Source organism: Salmonella sp. FC25216, from assembly GCF_057751355.1.
This window is the reverse complement of record NZ_JBDGON010000002.1, coordinates 189,830-211,976: the sequence shown is the minus strand read 5'-3', so window position 1 is coordinate 211,976 and position 22,147 is coordinate 189,830. Positions and strand designations below refer to the sequence as shown.

At 53.6% G+C, this 22,147-nt stretch carries 21 protein-coding genes and 2 pseudogenes; 16 read left to right on the top strand and 7 right to left on the bottom strand.

Annotated elements, in window-relative coordinates:
• The first annotated feature begins 3 nt into the window (after positions 1-3).
• From hyaC to AC3G3F_RS04465, 9 genes are all read left to right on the top strand, one after another.
• On the top strand, positions 4-735 hold the full coding sequence (gene hyaC, locus AC3G3F_RS04505) for a Ni/Fe-hydrogenase b-type cytochrome subunit (protein ID WP_000147066.1): 732 nt from the start codon (positions 4-6) through the stop codon (positions 733-735).
• Positions 732-1,328, top strand: coding sequence for a hydrogenase 1 maturation protease (gene hyaD, locus AC3G3F_RS04500; protein WP_000993796.1), 597 nt, complete (start codon positions 732-734; stop codon positions 1,326-1,328). Before hyaC ends, hyaD begins: the two co-directional genes overlap by 4 nt.
• Positions 1,318-1,722: a hydrogenase-1 operon protein HyaE gene (hyaE, locus tag AC3G3F_RS04495; protein ID WP_023247688.1), complete on the top strand. Its 405-nt coding sequence runs from the start codon at positions 1,318-1,320 to the stop codon at positions 1,720-1,722. The genes hyaD and hyaE overlap by 11 nt, the downstream gene beginning before the upstream one ends.
• Positions 1,719-2,567, top strand: coding sequence for a hydrogenase expression/formation protein (locus AC3G3F_RS04490; RefSeq protein WP_088733904.1), 849 nt, complete (start codon positions 1,719-1,721; stop codon positions 2,565-2,567). Before hyaE ends, AC3G3F_RS04490 begins: the two co-directional genes overlap by 4 nt.
• Before the next feature lie 74 nt (positions 2,568-2,641).
• Positions 2,642-4,186 (top strand): cytochrome bd-II oxidase subunit 1, encoded by a 1,545-nt coding sequence (gene appC, locus AC3G3F_RS04485; RefSeq protein ID WP_053507889.1) that lies wholly within the window; start codon positions 2,642-2,644, stop codon positions 4,184-4,186.
• A gap of 11 nt (positions 4,187-4,197) precedes the next feature.
• A complete protein-coding gene (appB, locus tag AC3G3F_RS04480; RefSeq protein WP_088733903.1) occupies positions 4,198-5,334 on the top strand; it encodes a cytochrome d ubiquinol oxidase subunit II in 1,137 nt (378 codons plus the stop codon).
• 12 nt (positions 5,335-5,346) lie between these two features.
• A complete protein-coding gene (gene cbdX, locus AC3G3F_RS04475; RefSeq protein ID WP_023247692.1) occupies positions 5,347-5,436 on the top strand; it encodes a cytochrome bd-II oxidase subunit CbdX in 90 nt (29 codons plus the stop codon).
• Between the two features lie 394 nt (positions 5,437-5,830).
• Positions 5,831-7,105, top strand: coding sequence for a Glu/Leu/Phe/Val family dehydrogenase (locus AC3G3F_RS04470; protein ID WP_001664093.1), 1,275 nt, complete (start codon positions 5,831-5,833; stop codon positions 7,103-7,105).
• 212 nt (positions 7,106-7,317) lie between these two features.
• The gene (locus AC3G3F_RS04465; protein WP_023247693.1) at positions 7,318-9,030 is read left to right on the top strand and encodes an alpha,alpha-trehalase; all 1,713 of its coding nucleotides are present in this window, start codon (positions 7,318-7,320) and stop codon (positions 9,028-9,030) included.
• Positions 9,031-9,092: 62 nt separating this feature from the next.
• On the opposite strand, the gene AC3G3F_RS04460 is transcribed toward AC3G3F_RS04465, so the two are convergent.
• Positions 9,093-9,347, bottom strand: coding sequence for a GlsB/YeaQ/YmgE family stress response membrane protein (locus AC3G3F_RS04460; protein ID WP_053507886.1), 255 nt, complete (start codon positions 9,345-9,347; stop codon positions 9,093-9,095).
• A 168-nt stretch (positions 9,348-9,515) separates the two neighbouring features.
• Here AC3G3F_RS04460 and ycgR point away from each other — a divergent pair, with 168 nt between their 5' ends.
• Positions 9,516-10,250, top strand: coding sequence for a flagellar brake protein YcgR (ycgR, locus tag AC3G3F_RS04455; protein WP_488394518.1), 735 nt, complete (start codon positions 9,516-9,518; stop codon positions 10,248-10,250).
• 13 nt (positions 10,251-10,263) lie between these two features.
• On the opposite strand, the gene emtA is transcribed toward ycgR, so the two are convergent.
• Positions 10,264-10,875: a membrane-bound lytic murein transglycosylase EmtA gene (gene emtA / locus AC3G3F_RS04450; protein ID WP_023247696.1), complete on the bottom strand. Its 612-nt coding sequence runs from the start codon at positions 10,873-10,875 to the stop codon at positions 10,264-10,266.
• A 238-nt stretch (positions 10,876-11,113) separates the two neighbouring features.
• Here emtA and ldcA point away from each other — a divergent pair, with 238 nt between their 5' ends.
• A complete protein-coding gene (gene ldcA / locus AC3G3F_RS04445) occupies positions 11,114-12,028 on the top strand; it encodes a muramoyltetrapeptide carboxypeptidase (RefSeq protein WP_053507885.1) in 915 nt (304 codons plus the stop codon).
• A 95-nt stretch (positions 12,029-12,123) separates the two neighbouring features.
• Positions 12,124-13,839: pseudogene (locus AC3G3F_RS04440) on the top strand (potassium/proton antiporter); the annotation flags it as partial.
• Here AC3G3F_RS04440 and AC3G3F_RS04435 read toward each other — a convergent pair.
• From AC3G3F_RS04435 to AC3G3F_RS04425, 3 genes and pseudogenes are all read right to left on the bottom strand, one after another.
• Positions 13,795-13,902 (bottom strand): annotated as a pseudogene (locus tag AC3G3F_RS04435) (hypothetical protein); the annotation flags it as partial. The pseudogenes AC3G3F_RS04440 and AC3G3F_RS04435 overlap by 45 nt on opposite strands.
• A gap of 18 nt (positions 13,903-13,920) precedes the next feature.
• A complete protein-coding gene (gene dadX / locus AC3G3F_RS04430) occupies positions 13,921-14,991 on the bottom strand; it encodes a catabolic alanine racemase DadX (RefSeq protein WP_053507883.1) in 1,071 nt (356 codons plus the stop codon).
• Positions 14,992-15,004: 13 nt separating this feature from the next.
• Positions 15,005-16,303, bottom strand: a complete 1,299-nt coding sequence (locus AC3G3F_RS04425; RefSeq protein WP_023247700.1) for a D-amino acid dehydrogenase — start codon at positions 16,301-16,303, stop codon at positions 15,005-15,007.
• Positions 16,304-16,625: 322 nt separating this feature from the next.
• On the opposite strand from AC3G3F_RS04425, the gene AC3G3F_RS04420 reads away from it, so the two are divergent.
• Positions 16,626-18,158 (top strand): SpoVR family protein, encoded by a 1,533-nt coding sequence (locus tag AC3G3F_RS04420; RefSeq protein WP_053528975.1) that lies wholly within the window; start codon positions 16,626-16,628, stop codon positions 18,156-18,158.
• 46 nt (positions 18,159-18,204) lie between these two features.
• On the opposite strand, the gene fadR is transcribed toward AC3G3F_RS04420, so the two are convergent.
• Positions 18,205-18,924 (bottom strand): fatty acid metabolism transcriptional regulator FadR, encoded by a 720-nt coding sequence (gene fadR, locus AC3G3F_RS04415; RefSeq protein WP_023247702.1) that lies wholly within the window; start codon positions 18,922-18,924, stop codon positions 18,205-18,207.
• A gap of 218 nt (positions 18,925-19,142) precedes the next feature.
• Between fadR and nhaB the strand changes: the two genes are divergently transcribed.
• The 3 genes from nhaB to AC3G3F_RS04400 all read left to right on the top strand — a co-directional run bounded on the left by nhaB (position 19,143) and on the right by AC3G3F_RS04400 (position 21,809).
• Positions 19,143-20,687: a Na(+)/H(+) antiporter NhaB gene (gene nhaB / locus AC3G3F_RS04410; RefSeq protein ID WP_023247703.1), complete on the top strand. Its 1,545-nt coding sequence runs from the start codon at positions 19,143-19,145 to the stop codon at positions 20,685-20,687.
• A gap of 141 nt (positions 20,688-20,828) precedes the next feature.
• A complete protein-coding gene (gene dsbB / locus AC3G3F_RS04405; protein ID WP_000943479.1) occupies positions 20,829-21,359 on the top strand; it encodes a disulfide bond formation protein DsbB in 531 nt (176 codons plus the stop codon).
• Positions 21,360-21,467: 108 nt separating this feature from the next.
• Positions 21,468-21,809, top strand: coding sequence for a TehB family protein (locus tag AC3G3F_RS04400; protein ID WP_079795913.1), 342 nt, complete (start codon positions 21,468-21,470; stop codon positions 21,807-21,809).
• 71 nt (positions 21,810-21,880) lie between these two features.
• On the opposite strand, the gene AC3G3F_RS04395 is transcribed toward AC3G3F_RS04400, so the two are convergent.
• A complete protein-coding gene (locus tag AC3G3F_RS04395; protein ID WP_023247706.1) occupies positions 21,881-22,054 on the bottom strand; it encodes a GnsA/GnsB family addiction module toxin in 174 nt (57 codons plus the stop codon).
• Between the last annotated feature and the right edge of the window lie 93 nt (positions 22,055-22,147).

The window sequence follows — 22,147 nt, the reverse complement described above, 5'->3', positions numbered from 1 at the left end:
ACGATGACTGGAAAGCAATCTCCACGCGTCGGGGAGGCGCGTGATACTGTCGTCAGCCACTATGTGTTTGAAGCGCCGGTACGCCTGTGGCACTGGCTAACGGTGGCCTGCATGTTGGTACTGATGGTAACAGGCTACTTCATTGGCCGACCTCTGCCGTCGGTGAGTGGCGAGGCGACCTATCTGTTTTACATGGGCTATATCCGGCTGATCCACTTTGCCGCCGCGATGATCTTTACCGTGTTACTGCTGGGGCGAATTTATTGGGCCTGTGTCGGCAACCGCTATTCGCGAGAGCTGTTTATCGTCCCGGTCTGGCGTCGCAGTTGGTGGCAAGGCGCTTTCTCCGTGGTTCGCTGGTATCTATTTCTGGAGAAAAAACCGGGGAGCGACATCGGACATAACCCTGTCGCGCAGGCCGCGATGTTCGGCTATTTCCTGTTGTCGGTATTTATGATCCTCACCGGTTTCGCTCTGTTTGGCGAGCATAGCCAATACGCCATCTTTGCGCCGTTCCGCTATGTGGTTGAATTTTTCTACTGGACCGGCGGCAACTCCATCGATATTCACAGTTGGCACCGACTGGGCATGTGGCTGATTGCCGCCTTCATCGTCGGGCACGTTTACCTCGCTATCCGGGAAGACATTATGTCCGACGATACGGTGATCTCCACCATGATCAATGGCTACCGCAGCCACAAATTCCCCAAACCGCACGACAAGGAGACCTCATGAATGCGCAACGCGTAGTGGTGATGGGATTAGGAAACCTGCTGTGGGCCGATGAAGGATTCGGTATCCGGGTCGCGGAGCGTTTGTATGCCCGGTATCACTGGCCTGAAGAGGTAGACATTGTTGACGGCGGTACGCAAGGGCTAAACCTGTTGGGTTACGTTGAGCAAGCCAGCCATCTCCTGCTCCTTGACGCGATCGATTACGGCCTGGCGCCGGGCAGTCTGCGAACCTATGCCGGCGAGAAAATCCCGGCGTATCTCAGCGCCAAAAAAATGAGCCTGCATCAAAACAGTTTTTCCGAAGTCCTGGCGCTAGCCGACATCCGCGGCCATCTACCCTGTCACATTGCGCTAGTCGGCCTGCAACCGGCGCTACTGGACGACTACGGCGGTAGCCTGACCGAAATAGCTCGCGCCCAGCTACCGGCGGCGGAACAGGCCGCCCTGGAACAACTGGCCGCCTGGGGGATCGTACCGCAGGCAAACGAAGCCGCACGCTGCCTGAACTATGAATGCCTGTCGATGGAAAACTATGAAGGAGTGCGCATACGTCAGTATCAGACACGTCTGGAGGGTAAGAGAAGTGGCGAATGACACCCCATTTTCTGCGCTATGGCAACGCCTGTTAACCCGGGGATGGCAACCGGTAGAGGCTTCCACGGTAGACGACTGGATCAAACAGGTTGGAGATGGCGTCATCCTGTTAAGTCGCGATCCGCGGCGTACGCCGGAAGTCAGCGATAACCCGGTGATGATCGCCGAACTCCTGCGCGAGTTCCCGCAGTTTGACTGGCAGGTGGCGGTGGCCGACCTTGAACAAAGCGAAGCTATCGGCGATCGCTTTAATGTACGTCAGTTTCCGGCGACGTTGGTTTTTACAGACGGCGAGCTACGCGGCGCGCTCAGCGGTATTCATCCCTGGGCTGAACTGCTCACTCTGATGCGTTCGATAGTTGACACTCCCGCAGCGCAGGAGGCGGCACAATGAGCAACGCCTTTTTTCATCTGCTGGGGCCGGGTACGCAGCCTGATGACGCCAGTTTCTCAATGAATCCCTTACCGCTCACCTGTCAGGTCAATGGCGACCCAAGTATGGCGGCGCTCGAGCACTGCGCTCACAGCCCGGCGGTGATGGCATTGCTGACCGATCTACGAGGTCAGCTTTCCCGGCGCATCCCGGAAGTCGGTGACGTGCTGGGATGGGAGTTATCTCCCCTGAATGCCGATGATCTCTCATTCCTCAATACGCTATTGGGCGAAGGCGAAGTCTCGGTACGCATTCAGCATCCGGACGGGAGTGAAAGCGAGATCCAGGAGACCATCTTCTGCGGCCTTTGGCGGGTACGCCATCTGCACAACCGACGTCTGCTGACGGATCGTCTGGAAGCGGGTAGCGCGCCCCTGACATTGTGGCAAGTGGCTACTGCCGATACGCTGCCTGACGACACTCTGCTGCCTCCGCCTGTCGCCGGTCTGATGAATGGACTGCCGCTGGCCCATGAATTATTGGCGCACGTACGCGATCCGGCGATGCAACCCCACAGTATCAATTTGACCCAACTGCCGCTCAGCGAGGCCGATCGTCTTTTTCTGGCGCGCTTATGCGGACACGGGAACATCCAGATTCGCATCTCCGGGTATGGCGAAAGTCAAATCAACGCCACGGCATTGCGCCATCTCTGGCATGTGCGCTGTCTGGACGCCCTTAAAGGGCTGTTGCTCGACAGCTATGAGATTTGTCCTTTGCCGGAGCTGGTACTGGCGGCCCCGGAAGATCTGGCCGATTCGCGCCAGCGCCTGGATGAAGTCTGCCGATGGCTGGAGACGCGCTAACGCTCTCAACAGGAACGTAACCGGTGTCCGGTACTGATTAGCTTTTTACTCTCTTTCTGCCTACAGGAGTTAGCATGTGGGATGTCATTGACTTATCGCGCTGGCAGTTTGCACTGACCGCGCTGTATCACTTTTTATTTGTTCCCCTTACGCTTGGGCTGATTTTTTTGCTGGCCGTCATGGAGACGATCTATGTGGTCACAGGGAAAACCGTCTACCGCGATATGACGCGTTTCTGGGGCAAGCTCTTCGGGATCAATTTTGCTCTCGGTGTGGCTACCGGCCTGACCATGGAGTTTCAGTTCGGGACTAACTGGTCGCTCTATTCCAACTATGTGGGCGATATTTTCGGCGCGCCGCTGGCGATGGAAGCGTTACTGGCCTTCTTTCTCGAATCTACTTTTGTCGGCCTGTTCTTTTTCGGCTGGCAGCGGCTGAATAAATACCAACACCTGCTGGTCACCTGGCTGGTGGCCTTCGGCTCCAATATTTCAGCATTATGGATTCTGAACGCCAATGGCTGGATGCAGCATCCTACCGGCGCTCACTTCAACATCGATACGTTACGGATGGAAATGAGCAGCTTCAGCGATCTGGTCTTTAACCCGGTGAGCCAGGTGAAATTTGTCCATACCGTTATGTCCGGTTATGTCACCGGCGCCATGTTTATTATGTCCATCAGCGCCTGGTATCTGCTACGTGGTCGCGAGCGTGAGGTGGCCTTACGCTCGTTTGCTATCGGCTCAGTATTCGGCACCCTGGCCATTCTGGGAACCCTGCAACTGGGGGACAGTTCGGCCTACGAGGTCGCCCGGGTTCAGCCGGTGAAACTGGCGGCGATGGAAGGCGAATGGCAAACCGAACCCGCGCCCGCGCCGTTTCATCTGATTGCCTGGCCGCAGCAGGAACAGGAGCGTAATGCATTTGCCGTGAAGATCCCTGCTCTGCTGGGTATTCTGGCCACCCATTCGTTGGATACGCCGGTTCCGGGATTAAAAAACCTGATGGACGACACTCTGCCGCGCCTGAAGCGTGGCCGGGAGGCCTGGCTACTCATGCAGGAGATAGCGCAAGGCAATCGCTCGCCGCAGGTACTGAATGCTTTTCACGCCGTTGAGGGCGATCTGGGGTACGGCATTCTGCTGGCGAAATATGCCCCGGATATGAACCATGTAACACCGGAGCAGTATCGCGCGGCCCAGCGTGGCGCTATTCCTCAAGTGGCGCCGGTGTTCTGGAGTTTCCGTATTATGGTCGGCTGCGGTTCGCTGCTGTTAGTGGTGATGTTGATTGCGTTGATACAGACTCTGCGAATGCGTATCGACCAGCATCGCTGGGTATTGCGTATGGCGCTCTGGAGCCTGCCGTTACCGTGGATTGCCATTGAAGCCGGTTGGTTTATGACGGAGTTTGGCCGTCAGCCCTGGGCGATTCAGGACATTCTGCCGACCTGGTACGCTCACTCCACGCTGACGCCAGGCCAGTTGGCCTTCTCAATGGGGCTTATCCTCGGACTTTACACCCTGTTTTTAATCGCGGAAGTCTATCTGATGCAGAAGTACGCGCGTCTTGGGCCGAGCGCCATGCAACGTCAACAACAAGCGCAACAACAGGGATAAAGGAGACAATCATGTTGGATTATGAAACGTTGCGGTTCATTTGGTGGCTGCTGATCGGCGTCATCCTGGTGGCATTTATGGTAACTGACGGGTTTGATATGGGTGTCGGTTGCCTGCTCCCGCTGATAGCGCGCAACGATGACGAACGCCGGGTATTGATCAATAGCGTGGGTGCCCACTGGGAAGGAAACCAGGTATGGTTGATCCTCGCGGGCGGGGCATTATTCGCCGCCTGGCCACGGGTCTATGCCGCCGCGTTTTCCGGTTTTTATGTGGCGATGATCCTGGTGCTGTGTGCCCTCTTCTTTCGCCCGCTGGCCTTTGATTATCGGGGTAAAATCGCCAATGCCCGCTGGCGTGCACTGTGGGATACCGGTCTGGTTATCGGCAGTCTGGTTCCTCCGCTAGTATTCGGCATCGCGTTCGGCAACCTGTTTTTAGGCGTGCCGTTTGCCTTCACGCCGCAGCTTCATGTTGACTATTTTGGCACCTTCTGGCAGTTACTCTCGCCCTTTGCCCTACTGTGTGGATTATTGAGTCTGTCATTGGTGGTGATGCAAGGAGGCGTCTGGTTACAGTTGAAAACAGAGGGCGTTATTTGTCAACGGGCGCTGTCGGCCACCCGCCACAGCGCACTGCTGGTCGTGCTCTGCTTCCTGCTGGCCGGGTACTGGCTGTGGGCCGGCATTGATGGCTTTGTCTTACTCGCGCAAGATGTCAACGGTCCTTCCAATCCGCTCTTAAAAGGCGTGGCGATACTCCCTGGCGCCTGGATGAATCACTTTATACGCTCGCCGCTACTGCTCATCATCCCGTTGCTCGGTATGCTACTGCCGATTCTGGCCTTCTATGCCTGCCTTCGCGGTCGGACTATTCGTGGATTTCTGTTCGCTTCCCTGACCCAGGCCTGCGTCATCTTTACCGCCGGAATAACGCTATTTCCTTTTGTGATGCCGTCGAGTGTTAGTCCTCTCTCCAGCCTGACGGTGTGGGACAGCACCTCCAGCCAGATGACGCTCGAAATCATGCTGGTGATTGTGCTGATTTTTCTGCCGATCGTACTGCTCTATACGCTGTGGAGCTATTACAAAATGTTGGGGCGTATCAACCTGGAGACCCTCCGCCGCAACGATCATGAACTTTATTAGGGAGCGGGAGCGATGTGGTATTTACTGTGGTTTGTCGGCATTCTGCTGATGTGCTCACTGTCGACGCTGGCGCTGATATGGCTTGAATCGCGTCAACAATAAAGAGGTAAACCGGGGCCAGCGTCGTCTGACTCCGGTTATTTTTATCTTTTTACGCGCCTGGCGAAGACGTTTCCCCGCCGACAGGACGACATAACATTGATACATGTCGTTATCATAACGTTTACTTTTAGAGGTGCGTCATAATTATGACAAATAGCCGCCTTTAACACATTGTGCATATTTAAGCAATTAATCGCATAGTTAGCAACATATCACCTCTTATCCCGGATAATTAACCACTTCCCACCCAAAATCATAGCGAAAATCCAACCGCCTGCCGTTTTTGATCTGAGTCAATTGTTTAAAAAAGTGTTAAATTTATCGCTACATGGTGTGATCTACTATGTACCACGGTCAATTAAAGAACATATTACTTTTATCACTAAGGTTTATCATGGATAAGTTATCTTACGCTTCAGATAGCAGCACATCTGCCTGGAATACCTACCTGCAACAAATCGAGCGTGTGGCCCCTTATCTGGGCGAGTTATCCCCCTGGGTGGATACTCTGCGCCACCCGAAACGCGCTCTGATCGTCGATATTCCGGTGCAAATGGATGATGGTACTATTCGTCATTTCGAAGGATATCGCGTGCAGCACAACCTCTCCCGAGGTCCGGGTAAAGGCGGTGTTCGCTACCATCCTGACGTTGATCTCAATGAAGTGATGGCCCTGTCAGCATGGATGACCATCAAATGTGCGGCGCTAAACCTGCCGTATGGCGGCGCCAAAGGCGGCATCCGCGTCGATCCGTTCTCGCTGTCGGAAGGTGAACTGGAGCGTTTGACCCGCCGCTATACCAGCGAGATCGGCATTATCATCGGGCCACAGAAAGATATTCCTGCGCCGGATGTCGGCACCAACGGTAAAGTGATGGCCTGGATGATGGATACGTATTCCATGAATCACGGCACTACGGTCACTGGCGTCGTCACCGGTAAACCTATCCATCTCGGTGGTTCGCTGGGCCGTGAAAAAGCGACGGGGCGCGGCGTTTTCGTCAGCGGCCTGGAAGTCGCGCGTCGGGCAAATATCGCCGTTGAAGGCGCTCGCGTTGCGGTTCAGGGTTTTGGTAACGTCGGCAGCGAAGCTGCGCGTCTGTTTGCCGGCGCTGGCGCCCGTGTCGTAGCGATTCAGGATCATACCGCGACCCTGTTTAACGCCACCGGTATTGACATGAAGGCGCTCACGGCATGGCAGATAGAACACAAACAGATAGCCGGTTTCCCGGGCGCAGAAACTATCGCCAGCGATGCGTTCTGGCGTCTGGAGATGGATATCCTGATCCCGGCGGCGCTTGAAGGTCAGATAACCCGTCAGCGCGCGGAAGCCCTGACTTGTAAGCTGGTGCTGGAAGGGGCAAACGGCCCGACCTATCCGGATGCTGATGATGTTCTGGCCAGCCGTGGTATCCTTGTGGTGCCTGACGTGGTCTGTAACGCCGGCGGCGTAACCGTCAGCTACTTCGAATGGGTACAAGATATGGCCAGCTTCTTCTGGAGCGAAGAAGAGATCAACGCGCGCATGGACAAAATCATGACCGACGCGATCGTCCATGTCTGGGAGAAAGCGGCTGAGAAATCCTGCTCTCTGCGAACCGCAGCCTATATTGTCGCCTGTGAGCGCATTCTGTTGGCCCGTAAAGATCGCGGTATCTATCCGGGTTAAGGCTACAAGTCATTGCGCTAAAATCCACGTCCCGGCGTGGATTTTTTTCTGTATACCCCATTTTCCACGCGCGCGTCGATAAATTCTGTCTGAATAAAATGTCTATTTGTTCGCAAAATAGCGGTTCAATCACGCGTATCTGGTCATCGTAGGCTAAGGTTTTGTCATGGTAAATGCCGTTGGCTTTGGCTCACCGCTAAGGAGATAACTTGATGATACCCCCCGAGATTCGCCGTTCTGTTCTGCTGGAAAAAGCCATAAAACTGGCGCTGGCAGGGACGCTGCTGACATTTGCATCGTTTTCGGCGACGGCCGCAGACTCTTCTTCCGACACCGAAACTCCACCGCCGCCGGATATTTTGCTTGGCCCGCTCTTTAATGATGTCCAGAATGCAAAACTCTTCCCCGATCAGAAAACCTTTGCTGACGCCATACCTAATAGCGATCCGCTCATGATTCTTGCGGATTATCGTATGCAGCGGAACCTGTCCGGCTTCGATTTGCGTCATTTTGTTGATGTTAACTTCACCCTGCCGAAAGCGGGTGAAAAATATGTCCCGCCTGCCGGGCAGTCATTGCGTGAACATATTGATGGCCTGTGGCCGGTGCTGACCCGTTCAACTAAAAACGTCGAAAAGTGGGACTCGCTCTTGCCGTTGCCTGAGTCCTATGTCGTACCGGGTGGGCGATTCAGAGAAATTTACTACTGGGATAGCTACTTTACGATGCTGGGGCTGGCGGAAAGCGGGCACTGGGATAAAGTTGCGGATATGGTGGCGAACTTTGGTTACGAAATTGACGCCTGGGGGCATATTCCTAACGGCAACCGTACCTACTACCTGAGTCGTTCGCAGCCGCCTTTCTTTGCGTTTATGGTTGAGTTACTGGCGCAACATGAAGGTAACGATGCGCTGAAAGAATACCTGCCGCAGCTACAAAAAGAGTACGCCTACTGGATGGAAGGCGTTGAGACATTGCAGCCAGGGCAACAAAACCAACGCGTCGTCAAACTGGAGGACGGCAGCGTTCTCAACCGCTACTGGGACGATCGGGATACGCCCCGCCCTGAATCCTGGGTTGAAGATATCGCTACCGCCAAAAGCAACCCCAACCGCCCGGCAACGGAGATCTATCGAGACCTCCGCTCTGCCGCCGCCTCTGGCTGGGATTTCAGCTCCCGCTGGATGGATAATCCGCAGCAGCTCAGTACCATCCGAACCACCACGATTGTCCCTGTCGATCTTAACGCTCTGCTGTATAAGCTGGAGAAAACCCTCGCCCGCGCCAGCGCTGCGGCGGGCGATCAGGCCAAAGCCTCGCACTATGACGCGCTGGCCAACGCGCGGCAAAAAGCCATTGAAATGCATCTGTGGAATAACAAAGAAGGCTGGTATGCCGACTACGATCTGAAGAGTAATAAAATCCGTAACCAACTCACCGCTGCCGCACTGTTCCCGCTCTATGTAAACGCCGCCGCGAAAGAGCGCGCCGCGAAAGTGGCGGCAGCGGCCCAGGCACATCTGCTACAGCCTGGCGGTCTGGCTACCACCTCGGTGAAAAGCGGACAGCAGTGGGATGCGCCAAACGGCTGGGCGCCGTTACAATGGGTCGCCACCGAAGGATTGCAAAATTATGGGCAGGATAACGTGGCAATGGAAGTGACCTGGCGCTTTTTAACCAATGTGCAGCATACCTACGATCGCGAGAAAAAACTGGTCGAAAAATATGACGTCAGCAGTACCGGAACCGGCGGAGGCGGCGGCGAATATCCCCTTCAGGACGGCTTTGGCTGGACCAACGGCGTGACGCTGAAAATGCTCGATCTGATTTGTCCGCAGGAAAAACCGTGTGATAGCGTACCGTCTACTCGTCCGGCATCGTTAAGCGCGACGCCAACAAAAACGTCGTCCGCGGCGACGCAGTAACGCGCGTTTATAGTAGGTTGACCCGGCACTGACCGGGTCAACGCTTAAACGTTCTGCAGCGGTTAGCCGCGTCGCAGGAGGCGGAAAATCACCAGCACCACGATCGCGCCTACCACGGCGACCAGGAAACTGTGCAGATCAAAGCCGCTGATACTGCCGCCAATACCAAACATCGTCGCCAGCCATCCGCCAACGACCGCCCCGACGATACCGAGAATACAGGTCAGGATAAATCCCCCGCCATCGCGCCCCGGCATAAGCAATTTGGCGATAACGCCGGCAATCAAACCAAAAATAATCCAGGCGATAATTCCCATTTGCAGATCCTCTTTCCAGTAAAAACGTTTTAAGTATAGGCAAAGTCGGACGCCGCACTTCTGAACATTGATTTATCTCGTGGGCGTAAAAATTTATTTATCGCTATTAAGTTCTTTCAACAGATGCCGATAACCCAACGATAGTCTGTGTATCAGGGGTTATTTCGTGTGAGTGGTTACAATGAGCAGTTCCTGAAAAAAAATCCATTAGCGATATTAGGCGTGCTACGGGATTTAAATAAAAATCAGGTTCCACTGCGTATTTCATGGGCGAAGGGGCAATTCATCAGTAAAATTTTGGCGGTAGACCCGGAAAAACTCATCATGGATTACGGCAGCCAGGAATATGAAAATAGCTCCGTATTACGCGCCGGGCAGGTAGCCATTATCGCAGAAACGCAGGGCGCAAAAGTCGAGTTCACGTTGCCGCAGCTCGTCGCAGGTCACTATCAGCAGCTTCCGGCCTTTATCACGCCCCTGCCGTCCTCACTGTGGTTTGTCCAGCGCCGGGAGTATTTTCGCATTGGCGCACCGCTGTATCCGCCTTACTACGGCGTCACCACGCTACCGGACACCCATACGTTACGTTTTCGCCTGTTTGATCTTTCTCTTGGCGGCATGGGCGCGCTACTGGAATCCGCCATCCCCGACGGATTAACGGAAGGCGCACGCTTTTCGCAGGTTGAACTGAACATGGGGCAATGGGGGATTTTTCACGTTGACGCCCAGCTTATCGCCATCAGCGAACGTAAAGTGATTGATGGGAAAAATGAAACGATCACCACTCCCCGCCTGAGCTTTCGTTTCCTTAACGTTAGCCCGGCGGTGGAGCGGGAGTTACAGCGGATTATTTTTTCGCTTGAGCGCGACGCCCGAGAAAGAGCGAATAAAGTACGAGAATAATCTTCACGCTAAACTACATGGCGTCCAGCGCCTGCTGAAGCTTCCAGATATAGCGCGGCGCCTGCGGCGCGGGATGATTATCAACAACATGTTCAAAAAACTCGTCCGCATCCAGATCGTTAATTTTTTCTATCGCCTTCTTCCTGTCGGATGAAAAAGTACGCAATAACGCGCCTGCACCGTTAGCATAAGAGACGACCAGCGCATATTGCATCACCTGCGGATCTTTGATGCCGGCCAGCGGCCCATTTTCCAGAATGCTCAGATACGCCGCGCCCATTGAGATGTTACGCTCAGGGTTTTTCAGCTCGCCGGTGGTCGGTTCGCCACGCCAGCCCATACGACGGTAAACGTCGCGCCCGGAGGTCGACGCCTTTAGCTGCATCAGGCCAATCGCATTGGACTTACTGACCGCATTAGGGTTGCCGCCGGATTCAATAGCGATAATCGCGGTGATTAAATGCGGATCAACCCCCCATGCCGCTCCGGCTTTTTCACTGATGGGCATCCACTGCATCGCACGCTTTACAGGCACTTCGGCATTCCACGGCGGATTCCTGTAATCCTGTTTTGAGCTACAGCCAGCCAGTATTACTACCAAAAAAGCAAACCATCTTAATTTCACGTCATCTATCCTTATAGCCGGAACTTGTCGCTGAGGCGCAATGTCCGCTGACCATCGCCCTGTCACACAGGTCTGGCGCGCTCATTAACCTCTTGTCGGCCAGGGACGAAACCACCCCGGCCAGGCACTCAGGCTGCCGCCCTCATTGCGTCATACAGAAACGCTGCACAACGAGGGACATCGCCTAATATATGCGGCATGATATACATTTGCATTCTATTGTCAGCAAGGAATTGCCATGTCTCTGTTTCATTTAATCGCCCCCTCGGGCTACTGTATTAACCAACAGGCCGCGTTACGCGGCGTTCAGCGCCTGACCGACGCAGGTCATCAGGTGGAGAATGACGAGGTGATTCGCCGCCGCTATCAGCGTTTTGCCGGTACGGACGCGGAACGGTTGGCCGACGTTAATTCGCTGGCCTCTCTGGCCACGCCGGATACGATTGTCATGCCGGTGCGCGGTGGCTATGGTGCCAGCCGCTTACTGGACCGTATTGACTGGCAAGCGATCGCCTCCCGGCAACAGCGCGCCCCCTTACTCATTTGCGGTCATAGCGATTTTACGGCGATTCAGGCTGGACTCCTGGCGCAGGCCAATGTCATCACCTTTAGCGGTCCTATGCTGGCGGCAAATTTTGGCGCCGAAACGCTGAATACGTTCACCGAGCAACATTTCTGGCTGGCGCTACGCAAGGCGCAATTTACCGTAGAGTGGCAAGGCGACGGCCCTCAGTGCGACGTACAAGGCACCTTATGGGGCGGAAATCTGGCGATGTTGATTTCCCTTATCGGTACGCCCTGGATGCCGACTATCGATAAAGGAATTTTAGTGCTGGAAGATGTCAATGAGCATCCTTTCCGGGTCGAGCGTATGCTTTTGCAACTGGAGTACGCCGGAATTTTAAACCGTCAGAGCGCCATCATTCTCGGCAGCTTTAGCGGTGCGACGCCCAACGAGTATGACGCGGGCTATTCTCTGGAGAGCGTCTACGCGTTTTTACGTTCCCGTCTGTCCGTTCCGCTGATTACCGGTCTCGACTTCGGGCATGAACAGCGTACAGTGACGCTCCCTATCGGGGCAAACGCTACGCTTAAAAATACGCGCCAGGGTACTCAACTCACTTTATCCGGTCATCCTACGCTGCAATTGTAAAAAAACCGCCTACAGGCTAAGTAAAACGCTGTCCCGGCCGTTATTATGTTAATGTTAAATAATACGAAGTCGCGTAAGTCAGGAGATAGAAAACGTTGGATGCTGCAACAATTATTAGTCTATTTATTTTAGGTTCCATCCTTGTAACCAGCAGTATCCTGTTAAGTTCATTCTCATCGCGGCTAGGTATCCCGATTCTGGTCATCTTCCTCGCCATTGGGATGTTAGCCGGTGTGGATGGCATCGGCGGTATTCCTTTCGATAATTATCCTTTCGCTTATATGGTCAGTAACCTGGCGCTGGCGATTATTTTACTCGATGGCGGAATGCGCACTCAGGCCAGCTCTTTCCGGGTAGCGCTGGGCCCCGCGCTGTCGCTGGCGACGCTCGGCGTGCTGATCACGTCGGGGCTAACAGGTATGATGGCCGCCTGGCTGTTTCATCTGGATCTTATCGAAGGTCTGCTCATTGGCGCAATAGTCGGTTCCACTGACGCTGCGGCGGTCTTTTCTCTGCTTGGCGGTAAAGGGCTAAACGAACGTGTAGGCTCCACGCTGGAGATCGAGTCGGGTAGTAACGATCCGATGGCCGTTTTTCTGACCATTACATTAATTGAGATGATCCAGAAACATGAAACCGGTCTGGACTGGATGTTTGCCGTCCATATTATCCAGCAGTTCGGTCTCGGTATTGTTTTTGGCCTGGGCGGGGGTTATCTGTTACAACAGATGATTAATCGAATTTCCCTGCCCAGCGGCCTGTATCCGATGTTGGCGCTCAGCGGCGGTATTCTGATTTTTGCCTTGACGACCGCGCTTGAAGGCAGCGGTATTCTCGCGGTCTATCTGTGCGGATTCCTGTTAGGAAACCGCCCGATTCGCAACCGTTACGGCATTCTGCAAAACTTTGACGGACTGGCCTGGCTGGCGCAGATCGCGATGTTCCTGGTACTGGGGCTGCTGGTGACGCCTTCCGATCTATGGCCGATTGCCGTCCCTGCGCTCATTCTCTCTATCTGGATGATTTTCTTCGCCCGCCCACTGTCGGTGTTTACCGGCCTGCTGCCATTTCGCGGCTTCAATCTTCGGGAACGCATTTTCATCAGTTGGGTCGGACTGCGCGGCGCGGTGCCGATTATTCTCGCCGTTTTCCCGATGATGGCCGGGCTTGAAAACGCTCGCCTGTTCTTTAATGTCGCTTTCTTTGTGGTACTGGTGTCGCTGCTCCTGCAGGGAACATCGCTGTCATGGGCGGCGAAAAGAGCCAAAGTGGTCGTGCCTCCGGTTGGCTGGCCAGTATCGCGCGTGGGGCTTGACATCCATCCTGATAATCCGTGGGAGCAATTCATCTATCAGTTGAGCGCGGACAAATGGTGCGTCGGCGCGGCGTTGCGCGACCTGCATATGCCGAACGAAACCCGCATTGCCGCGCTATTTCGCAATAATGAACTGTTTCATCCCACTGGCAGTACTCGCCTGCGGGAAGGCGACGTACTATGCGTGATTGGCCGGGAGCGCGATCTGCCAGCGCTGGGCAAATTGTTTAGCCAGTCGCCGCCAGTTTCGTTAGATCAGCGTTTCTTTGGCGATTTTATCCTCGAAGCGAGTGCGAAATTCGCCGACGTGGCGCTTATCTACGGGCTGGAAGAAGGAACGGAATACCGGGATAAACAACAAACCCTGGGTGAAATCATACAGCAACTGCTGGGCGCCGCGCCGGTCGTCGGCGATCAGGTGGAGTTTGGCGGCATGATTTGGACGGTAGCTGAAAAAGAAGATAACGTGGTACGCAAGATTGGGGTACGCGTCGCCGAAGACGAAGCAGAATAAGGTCGCCTGAAAACGTCGACCGGCCCACCAGGTGAACCGGTCGATATCTTAGTTTGAGTAACGTTACGTTGTCACAAAAGGCACGCGCAGCGCTACGGCGCACAGTAGCTCATAGCCCAGAGTGCCTGCCGCAGCAGCGACATCATCGACCTTAATTTCTTTGCCCCATAATTCAACCGGCGTGCCGATCCCCGCCTGCGGACACGGCGTCAAATCCACCGCCAGCATATCCATTGAAACGGTGCCTACTGTTCTGGTACGGATACCGTCCACCAGCACAGGCGTCCCGGTCGGCGCATGGCGTGGATAGCCATCGGCATAACCCGCCGCTACGATGCCAATGCGTTGTTCCTGAGTCACAGAATACCCCCCGCCATAGCCTACCCTTTCACCCGCGCTCAGCGTCTGCACGCCAATAATTTCGCTACTCAACGTCATCACGGGTTTTAGTCCGGTATCGGCAATATCCCGCCACTGTCCTGACGGCGACGCGCCGTACAAAATAATGCCTGGCCTGACCCAGTCATAATGCGCCTGGGGATGCCACAGCGTCGCTGCCGAATTTGATAACGAGTATGAACACTGAAGGCCTTCCGTCGCCAGCGCAATACGCCTCATCGCCTCCCCGATACCTTCCGGATGATCGGCCTGGGCAAAATGTGACATCATTGTCATTTCACCGACATTGCGCATTGCCCGCAATTGCTGCCAGACGGTCTGCGCCCGCTCAGGCTGAAAACCGAGTCGGTTCATGCCGCTGTTAACTTTGACATAGATATCCAGCGGCGCGTTAAGCCGCGCATTTTGCAGCGCTTTCAACTGCCAGTTACTGTGGATGCAGGTGGTCAGCCGATAAGTGTCATACGCCTCCAGGTCTTGCGCATGGAAAAAACCCTCCAGCATCAATATCGGCCCTTTCCACCCGCGCTCACGTAGGGTAATCGCCTCTTCAAGGTTGAGCATAGCGAAACCATCTGTGGCGCTCAACGCGCTCCAGACGCGTTCAATACCGTGGCCGTAGGCGTTGGCTTTCACTACCGACCAGACGCGCGCCTCTGGGGCCGCCCGGCGCACAATAGCCAAATTTTGTTTCATTACCTGTAAATCAAGGTTGGCCTGTATAGGGCGGGTCATTTCACTTCCTTTATCAGTTATGCGCGCTATGCAAACGTTGCGGACGGGTGGGCGTAAAATCGGAACGGTATCGCGCAACGCTCAGATCGTCGTAGGGTATCGCTGGCGTACGACCCGACAAGATATCGCTTAACAACTGGCCTGAACCGCAGGCCATCGTCCAGCCTAACGTGCCGTGTCCGGTATTAAGCCACAGATTTTTATAACGGGTGCGTCCCACTACCGGCGTGCCGTCCGGCGTCATGGGCCGCAGGCCGGTCCAGAATGTGGCCTGCTCAATATGGCCACCGCGCGGAAAGAGATCGCGCACAACCATCTCCAGCGTCTCGCGGCGCGGTTGCAGTAAGTCGGTATTAAAGCCCACGATTTCCGCCATTCCCCCCACGCGAATACGCTTATCAAAACGCGTAATGGCGATTTTGTAGGTTTCATCAAGAATCGTCGATACTGGCGCGCCGTCTGGCTCGACGATTGGAATGGTTAATGAATAGCCTTTCAGCGGATATACCGGAATATCAACAATACCTTTAAGCATCGCCGTCGAATACGATCCAAACGCCATGACATACGCATCTGCTTTAATGATCTCATCGGCGCATTTCACGCCGTAAATCTGTTCATTTTCGTACAGTAATTTTTCCACGGGAGTATTAAAGCGAAAGGTTACGCCTGCCTGCTCCGCCATGTGCGCCAGACGCTGGGTAAAGAGCTGACAGTCCCCGGTTTCATCATTCGGCAAGCGCAGTCCGCCGGTCAATTTATGCGCAACCTCAGCCAGAGCGGGCTCAACTTCCGCCAGTCGGCTGGATTCCAGGAGCTGATACGGCACCCCAGCATCTTCCAGCACCGCGATATCACGGGTGGCGTTCTCATACTGTTGCGCGGTGCGGAAGAGCTGTAGCGTTCCCCCCTGGCGGCCTTCATATTCGATACCGGTCGCGGCGCGTAGCGTTTTCAGACAGTCGCGGCTATATTCCGCCAGACGCACCATGCGGCCTTTATTTTCCATGTAATGCCGGGTATCGCAGTTACGCAGCATTTGCCACATCCACTTCAGTTGAGACGGGGTGCCATCCAGACGCACCGCCAGCGGCGCATGGCGCTGGAACATCCATTTTATCGCCTTCAGCGGTACGCCAGGTGCCGCCCACGGCGCCGCATATCCCGGTGAAATTTGTCCGGCATTCGCCGCGCTGGTTTCTTGCGCCGGGCCGGATTCGCGATCGATGACGGTGACATCATGTCCCGCCTGACTTAAATACCAGGCGCTGGTCACGCCAACTACGCCACTCCCCAGGATGACAACTCGCATAGCCACTCCGTTAATAGTAAAAGAATAATCTTCTGATTACATCTTGATAACCCAGATGAAAATATTATTCAACATATGACTTTTTTATGGTGACGTGCTTCACATATACCCTAAAGGCAAGCGATCCCACTGGTTTGGGATCTCCTGCTACGCCTCATTTCTATACAGCATAAAATGATGCCAATGCCCGCTTTTTTGCCGTTCAGAGTGGCGGAAATCGCAAAGAAAAATTTTCGCGATCAAGTCGTTTTTTAACATGGTGTTCTATGCTTGAAAGGAGGCGCTCCATACAGAGAGCGTCGCCAACAATGAGGGTGCGCGAATGGTTACGATTGATTCGATGAACAAGGACACCACACGTTTGAGCGATGGACCCGACTGGACATTTGATCTGCTGGATGTCTATCTGGCAGAGATAGACCGCGTGGCGAAACTCTACAAACTGGATACTTACCCGCACCAAATTGAAGTCATCACTTCCGAACAGATGATGGACGCGTACTCCAGCGTCGGAATGCCGATCAACTATCCGCACTGGTCGTTTGGCAAAAAGTTCATTGAGACTGAACGCCTGTATAAGCATGGTCAACAAGGACTGGCTTATGAAATTGTGATCAACTCTAATCCCTGTATTGCCTATCTGATGGAGGAGAACACCATCACCATGCAGGCGCTGGTAATGGCGCACGCCTGTTACGGACACAACTCCTTTTTTAAAAATAATTATCTATTCCGAAGCTGGACGGATGCCAGCTCTATCGTCGATTACCTGATTTTCGCCCGTAATTACATTACCCGCTGTGAAGAACGCTACGGAGTGGATGAAGTAGAAAAACTGCTCGACTCCTGCCACGCGCTGATGAATTACGGCGTCGATCGCTATAAGCGCCCGCAGAAAATCTCATTGCAGGAAGAGAAAGCGCGACAAAAAAGCCGGGAAGAGTATCTACAAAGCCAGGTGAATATGCTGTGGCGCACGCTGCCAAAACGCGAGGAAGAGAAAACTGTCGCCGAAGCACGCCGTTTTCCCTCTGAACCGCAGGAAAACCTGCTCTATTTTATGGAGAAAAACGCCCCGTTGCTGGAGCCGTGGCAACGCGAAATTCTGCGCATTGTGCGTAAAGTCAGCCAGTATTTTTATCCGCAGAAACAGACGCAGGTCATGAACGAAGGCTGGGCGACCTTCTGGCATTACACCATCCTGAATCATCTGTATGATGAAGGCAAAGTGACGGAACGCTTTATGCTGGAGTTTTTACACAGCCACACCAATGTAGTATTCCAGCCGCCCTATAATAGCCCCTGGTATAGCGGAATTAACCCCTATGCGCTCGGCTTTGCCATGTTCCAGGATATCAAGCGTATTTGTCAGTCGCCCACGGATGAAGATAAATACTGGTTTCCAGATATTGCCGGTTCCGACTGGCTGGAAACGCTGCACTTCGCCATGCGCGATTTTAAAGATGAAAGCTTTATCAGCCAGTTCCTGTCGCCAAAGGTGATGCGTGATTTCCGTTTCTTCACGGTACTTGATGATGACAGGCATAATTATCTGGAGATCTCCGCCATTCATAACGAAGAAGGTTATCGGGAGATTCGCTCAAAACTGTCGTCACAGTATAATCTGAGCAACCTGGAGCCGAATATTCAGGTCTGGAATGTCGATTTACGCGGCGACAGATCGCTGACGTTACGGTATATCCCGCATAACCGCGCGCCGCTGGATAAAGGCCGCAAAGAGGTGCTGAAACATGTGCATCGGTTATGGGGCTTTGATGTAATGCTGGAGCAACAAAATGAGGATGGCAGCGTAGAACTGCTTGAACGTTGCCCGCCGCGCATGAACACTCTGTAATTGTGATGCTGCCCGGTAGCGTTTGCGCCTACCGGGCATCGCTGGATTATCGTCCCTGAATCGCTAAATCGCCGGGCAGATTTTTCTGCATCCGATGCCAAATCTCGCCGCTGTCATGTCCGTAACGCCGCACCGTTTCATACACCTGGTCGTGCGCGCCCTGCTCGCATAACAACGATAATTTATGATAGAAGCCCAATGCCAGACTGCGCGCTTCCGGATTGGCGAAATAGTGGCGACCAATGCGGGTGTATAACCCTTTCATGCCGTTCAGGATCAAGCCGTAGATAGGATTGCCAGAGGCGAATGCCAGACCACGAAAGATGTTATAGTCCAGATCGGCGAATGCATCGGCATGATCGGCCACTTCGTGCGCAGTGGCCAGCACTTCCTGCGCCTTATCCGGGTGTTGACGCAACGCAGTACGAATAAAGATAGTAGAAATATTGGTACGCACCGACAACAAATTGTCGATCAGTTGTGGAACACTTTCATGGTCAAGACGGGCCAGCGTTTCAAGGATATTCAACCCTGACGTTTCCCAAAAATTATTGACCTTTGTCGGTTTGCCATGCTGAATGGTCAGCCAGCCATCTCGCGCCAGCCGCTGTAATACCTCGCGTAATGTCGTGCGCGTCACGCCGATCAGTTCGGAGAGTTCTCGTTCTGCCGGTAAGATCGTGCCGGGAGGAAAGCGGTTATTCCAGATACTTTCAATAATATACTCTTCCGCGAAACCCGCCGGGCTCTGCGCCTTAATGACCATAGTGAGATTTCCATTACACAGCAAAACATAGTTACACTCATCATACCAGACGGGCGTAGCACCTGATAGCGGACGCGATGAAGAAAAAGGGGATCAAGACACCATTTCTGATATCGCCTGCCAATATCGTTAAGGACTTGCTTGCATTCGCCGCGCTCGCTACTCTCTGTGTTTAAACATAAAAACGCTATTTTATTTTTTAGGTAAGGGAAACTTTCATGGAGATCTCCTGGGGTCGCGCCATGTGGCGCAACTTTTTAGGCCAGTCGCCTGACTGGTACAAACTGGCACTACTGGTCTTTTTAATTATCAACCCATTCATTTTCTTCGCTGATTCCTTTGTTGCCGGTTGGCTGTTGGTGGCAGAGTTTATCTTCACCCTGGCGATGGCGTTAAAGTGTTACCCCCTGCTGCCCGGCGGGTTACTGGCCATTGAAGCCGTCATCATCGGCATGACCAGCGCCGCCCATGTGCGTGAAGAGGTTGCCGCCAACCTGGAAGTCTTGCTGCTGCTGATGTTTATGGTGGCGGGTATCTATTTTATGAAGCAGTTACTGCTGTTTATTTTTACCCGTCTGTTACTCAGTATCCGCTCGAAGATGGTCCTGTCGCTGGCTTTTTGCGTCGCCGCCGCGTTCTTGTCGGCTTTCCTTGATGCACTTACCGTCGTCGCGGTAGTGATCAGCGTCGCCGTCGGTTTTTACGGGATTTACCATCGTGTGGCCTCATCGCGCGGCGAAGAGAACGATATGCTGGATGACAGCCATATTGAGCAGCATTCCAAAACGGTGCTGGAACAATTCCGCGGCTTCTTGCGTAGCCTGATGATGCATGCGGGCGTGGGTACGGCGCTGGGCGGCGTCATGACCATGGTCGGGGAGCCGCAAAACTTGATCATTTCTAAAGCGGCTGGCTGGCATTTCGGCGACTTCTTTTTGCGGATGTCGCCTGTCACCGTCCCTGTACTGGTATGTGGGCTGTTAACCTGTATGCTGGTCGAGAAGATGCGCTGGTTTGGCTATGGCGAAACATTGCCGGAGAAAGTCCGCGGCGTCTTGCAGCAATTCGACGACCAAAGCCGTAAGCAGCGCACCCGCCAGGATAAAATTAAGCTAATAGTCCAGGCGATTATTGGCGTCTGGCTGGTTACCGCCCTCGCCCTCCATCTCGCGGAGGTGGGACTGATTGGTCTGTCGGTAATTATTCTGACCACCGCGTTAACGGGTGTAACCGATGAACACGCCATCGGCAAAGCGTTTACCGAGTCGCTGCCGTTCACTGCGCTGTTAACCGTTTTCTTCTCAATTGTGGCGGTTATTATCGATCAACATCTTTTCGCGCCGATTATTCAGTTCGTTTTGCAAGCCTCTGAACACGCGCAGCTAACGCTGTTCTATCTCTTTAACGGCCTGTTGTCCTCTATCTCGGATAACGTCTTTGTTGGCACCATTTATATCAACGAAGCGAAGGCGGCAATGGAAAACGGCGCCATCAGCTTAAAACAGTTTGAGCTGTTAGCCGTAGCCATCAATACCGGTACTAACCTGCCATCGGTAGCGACGCCAAATGGTCAGGCGGCATTCTTATTTCTGCTGACCTCCGCGCTGGCGCCGTTAATCCGTCTCTCCTATGGCCGTATGGTCTGGATGGCGTTACCGTACACTATCGTACTGACGCTGGTAGGGCTACTGTGCGTCGAATTCACTCTTGCGCCGGTCACCGAATGGATGACCCAGGCAGGATGGTTAGCAACGCTTTCGTAACGTTTGACCGGGCAATACACTGCCCGGTTTCGCTTTTTGCCTGATAATTATCCAATTACACATTATTTCATTTCCCGCTAGTGGCGCACGAATTGAATTGGTTTACACTGCGGTCTCTACGCATGTTGCAGGGAAATTATTATGTTGCGATTTTTAAACCAGTGCTCACGGGGTCGGGGCGCCTGGTTACTGATGGCGTTAACCGCCCTGGCGCTGGAAATGGTGGCGTTATGGTTCCAGCACGTCATGTTACTTAAACCTTGCGTGCTATGTATTTACGAACGTTGCGCCCTGTTTGGCGTGATGGGCGCGGGTCTGGTCGGCGCAATAGCGCCGAAAACGCCGCTGCGATACGTGGCAATGGTTATCTGGATTTACAGCGCCTGGCGGGGTCTACAACTGGCGTATGAACATACGATGATTCAGTTGCACCCCTCGCCGTTCATGACCTGTGATTTTATGGCGCGCTTTCCAGACTGGTTGCCGTTGGGTAAATGGCTGCCGCAGGTGTTTGTGGCATCCGGCGATTGCGCCGAGCGCCAGTGGTCGTTTTTAACGCTGGAGATGCCGCAATGGCTGTTAGGGATCTTTGCCGCCTATCTTGTGGTGGCGATAGCCGTCGTCATAGCCCAGGCGTTTAAGCCTAAAAAACGCGACCTGTTCGGTCGTTGATACACACGCTCCTTCGGGAGCGTTTTTTTTGCCCGATGCGTTGTTTGCCAGTCATTTAAAGGTGTATGTTTAATGTATCTTTTAAACGACACACCAGGGAGATGTCTTATGTCCCACTTACGCATCCCGGCAAGCTGGAAAGTTAAACGCTCCACGCCCTTTTTCACCAAAGAGAATGTTCCGGCGGCATTACTCTCTCATCACAACACAGCGGCAGGCGTTTTCGGACAACTTTGCGTGATGGAAGGCACCGTGACCTACTATGGCTTTGCGAATGAAGCCGCGACAGAACCAGAAGTGAAAGTAGTGATTAATGCCGGACAATTCGCCACCAGCCCGCCGCAATACTGGCATCGGGTAGAACTGAGCGATGATGCGCGGTTCAACATTCATTTTTGGGTGGAGGAAGACCATCAGGGCGAAGAACTGTATCAACAGAAAAAAGCCTGATATTGGTAAACCGATCACCACTGGGCAGCGTTCCGCCCAGTAGCCCGGTTGTTAATAACGCGGATTAAACGCTAGAGTAGTTTAATTTTAACGTTGTACCCTTCAAGCCCTTTCATCGTTTCTCGCGGCGCAAACTCTATTTCGGAAACCTCTTGCCCGGTTTTCTTCCGTAGTTCGGCGACCTTTTTGGTAATGAGTGCCGCGATTTCTTCTTCTGCTTTACGTGTCAACTCTTCGCTGTTCATTGATTTCCTCCTTTGAACTCGCAAACGGCTAAGCGCAAATAAGACAGTGTCGTCATGGACGCGCTACTATTTTAACGTACAAAAAATTATAGG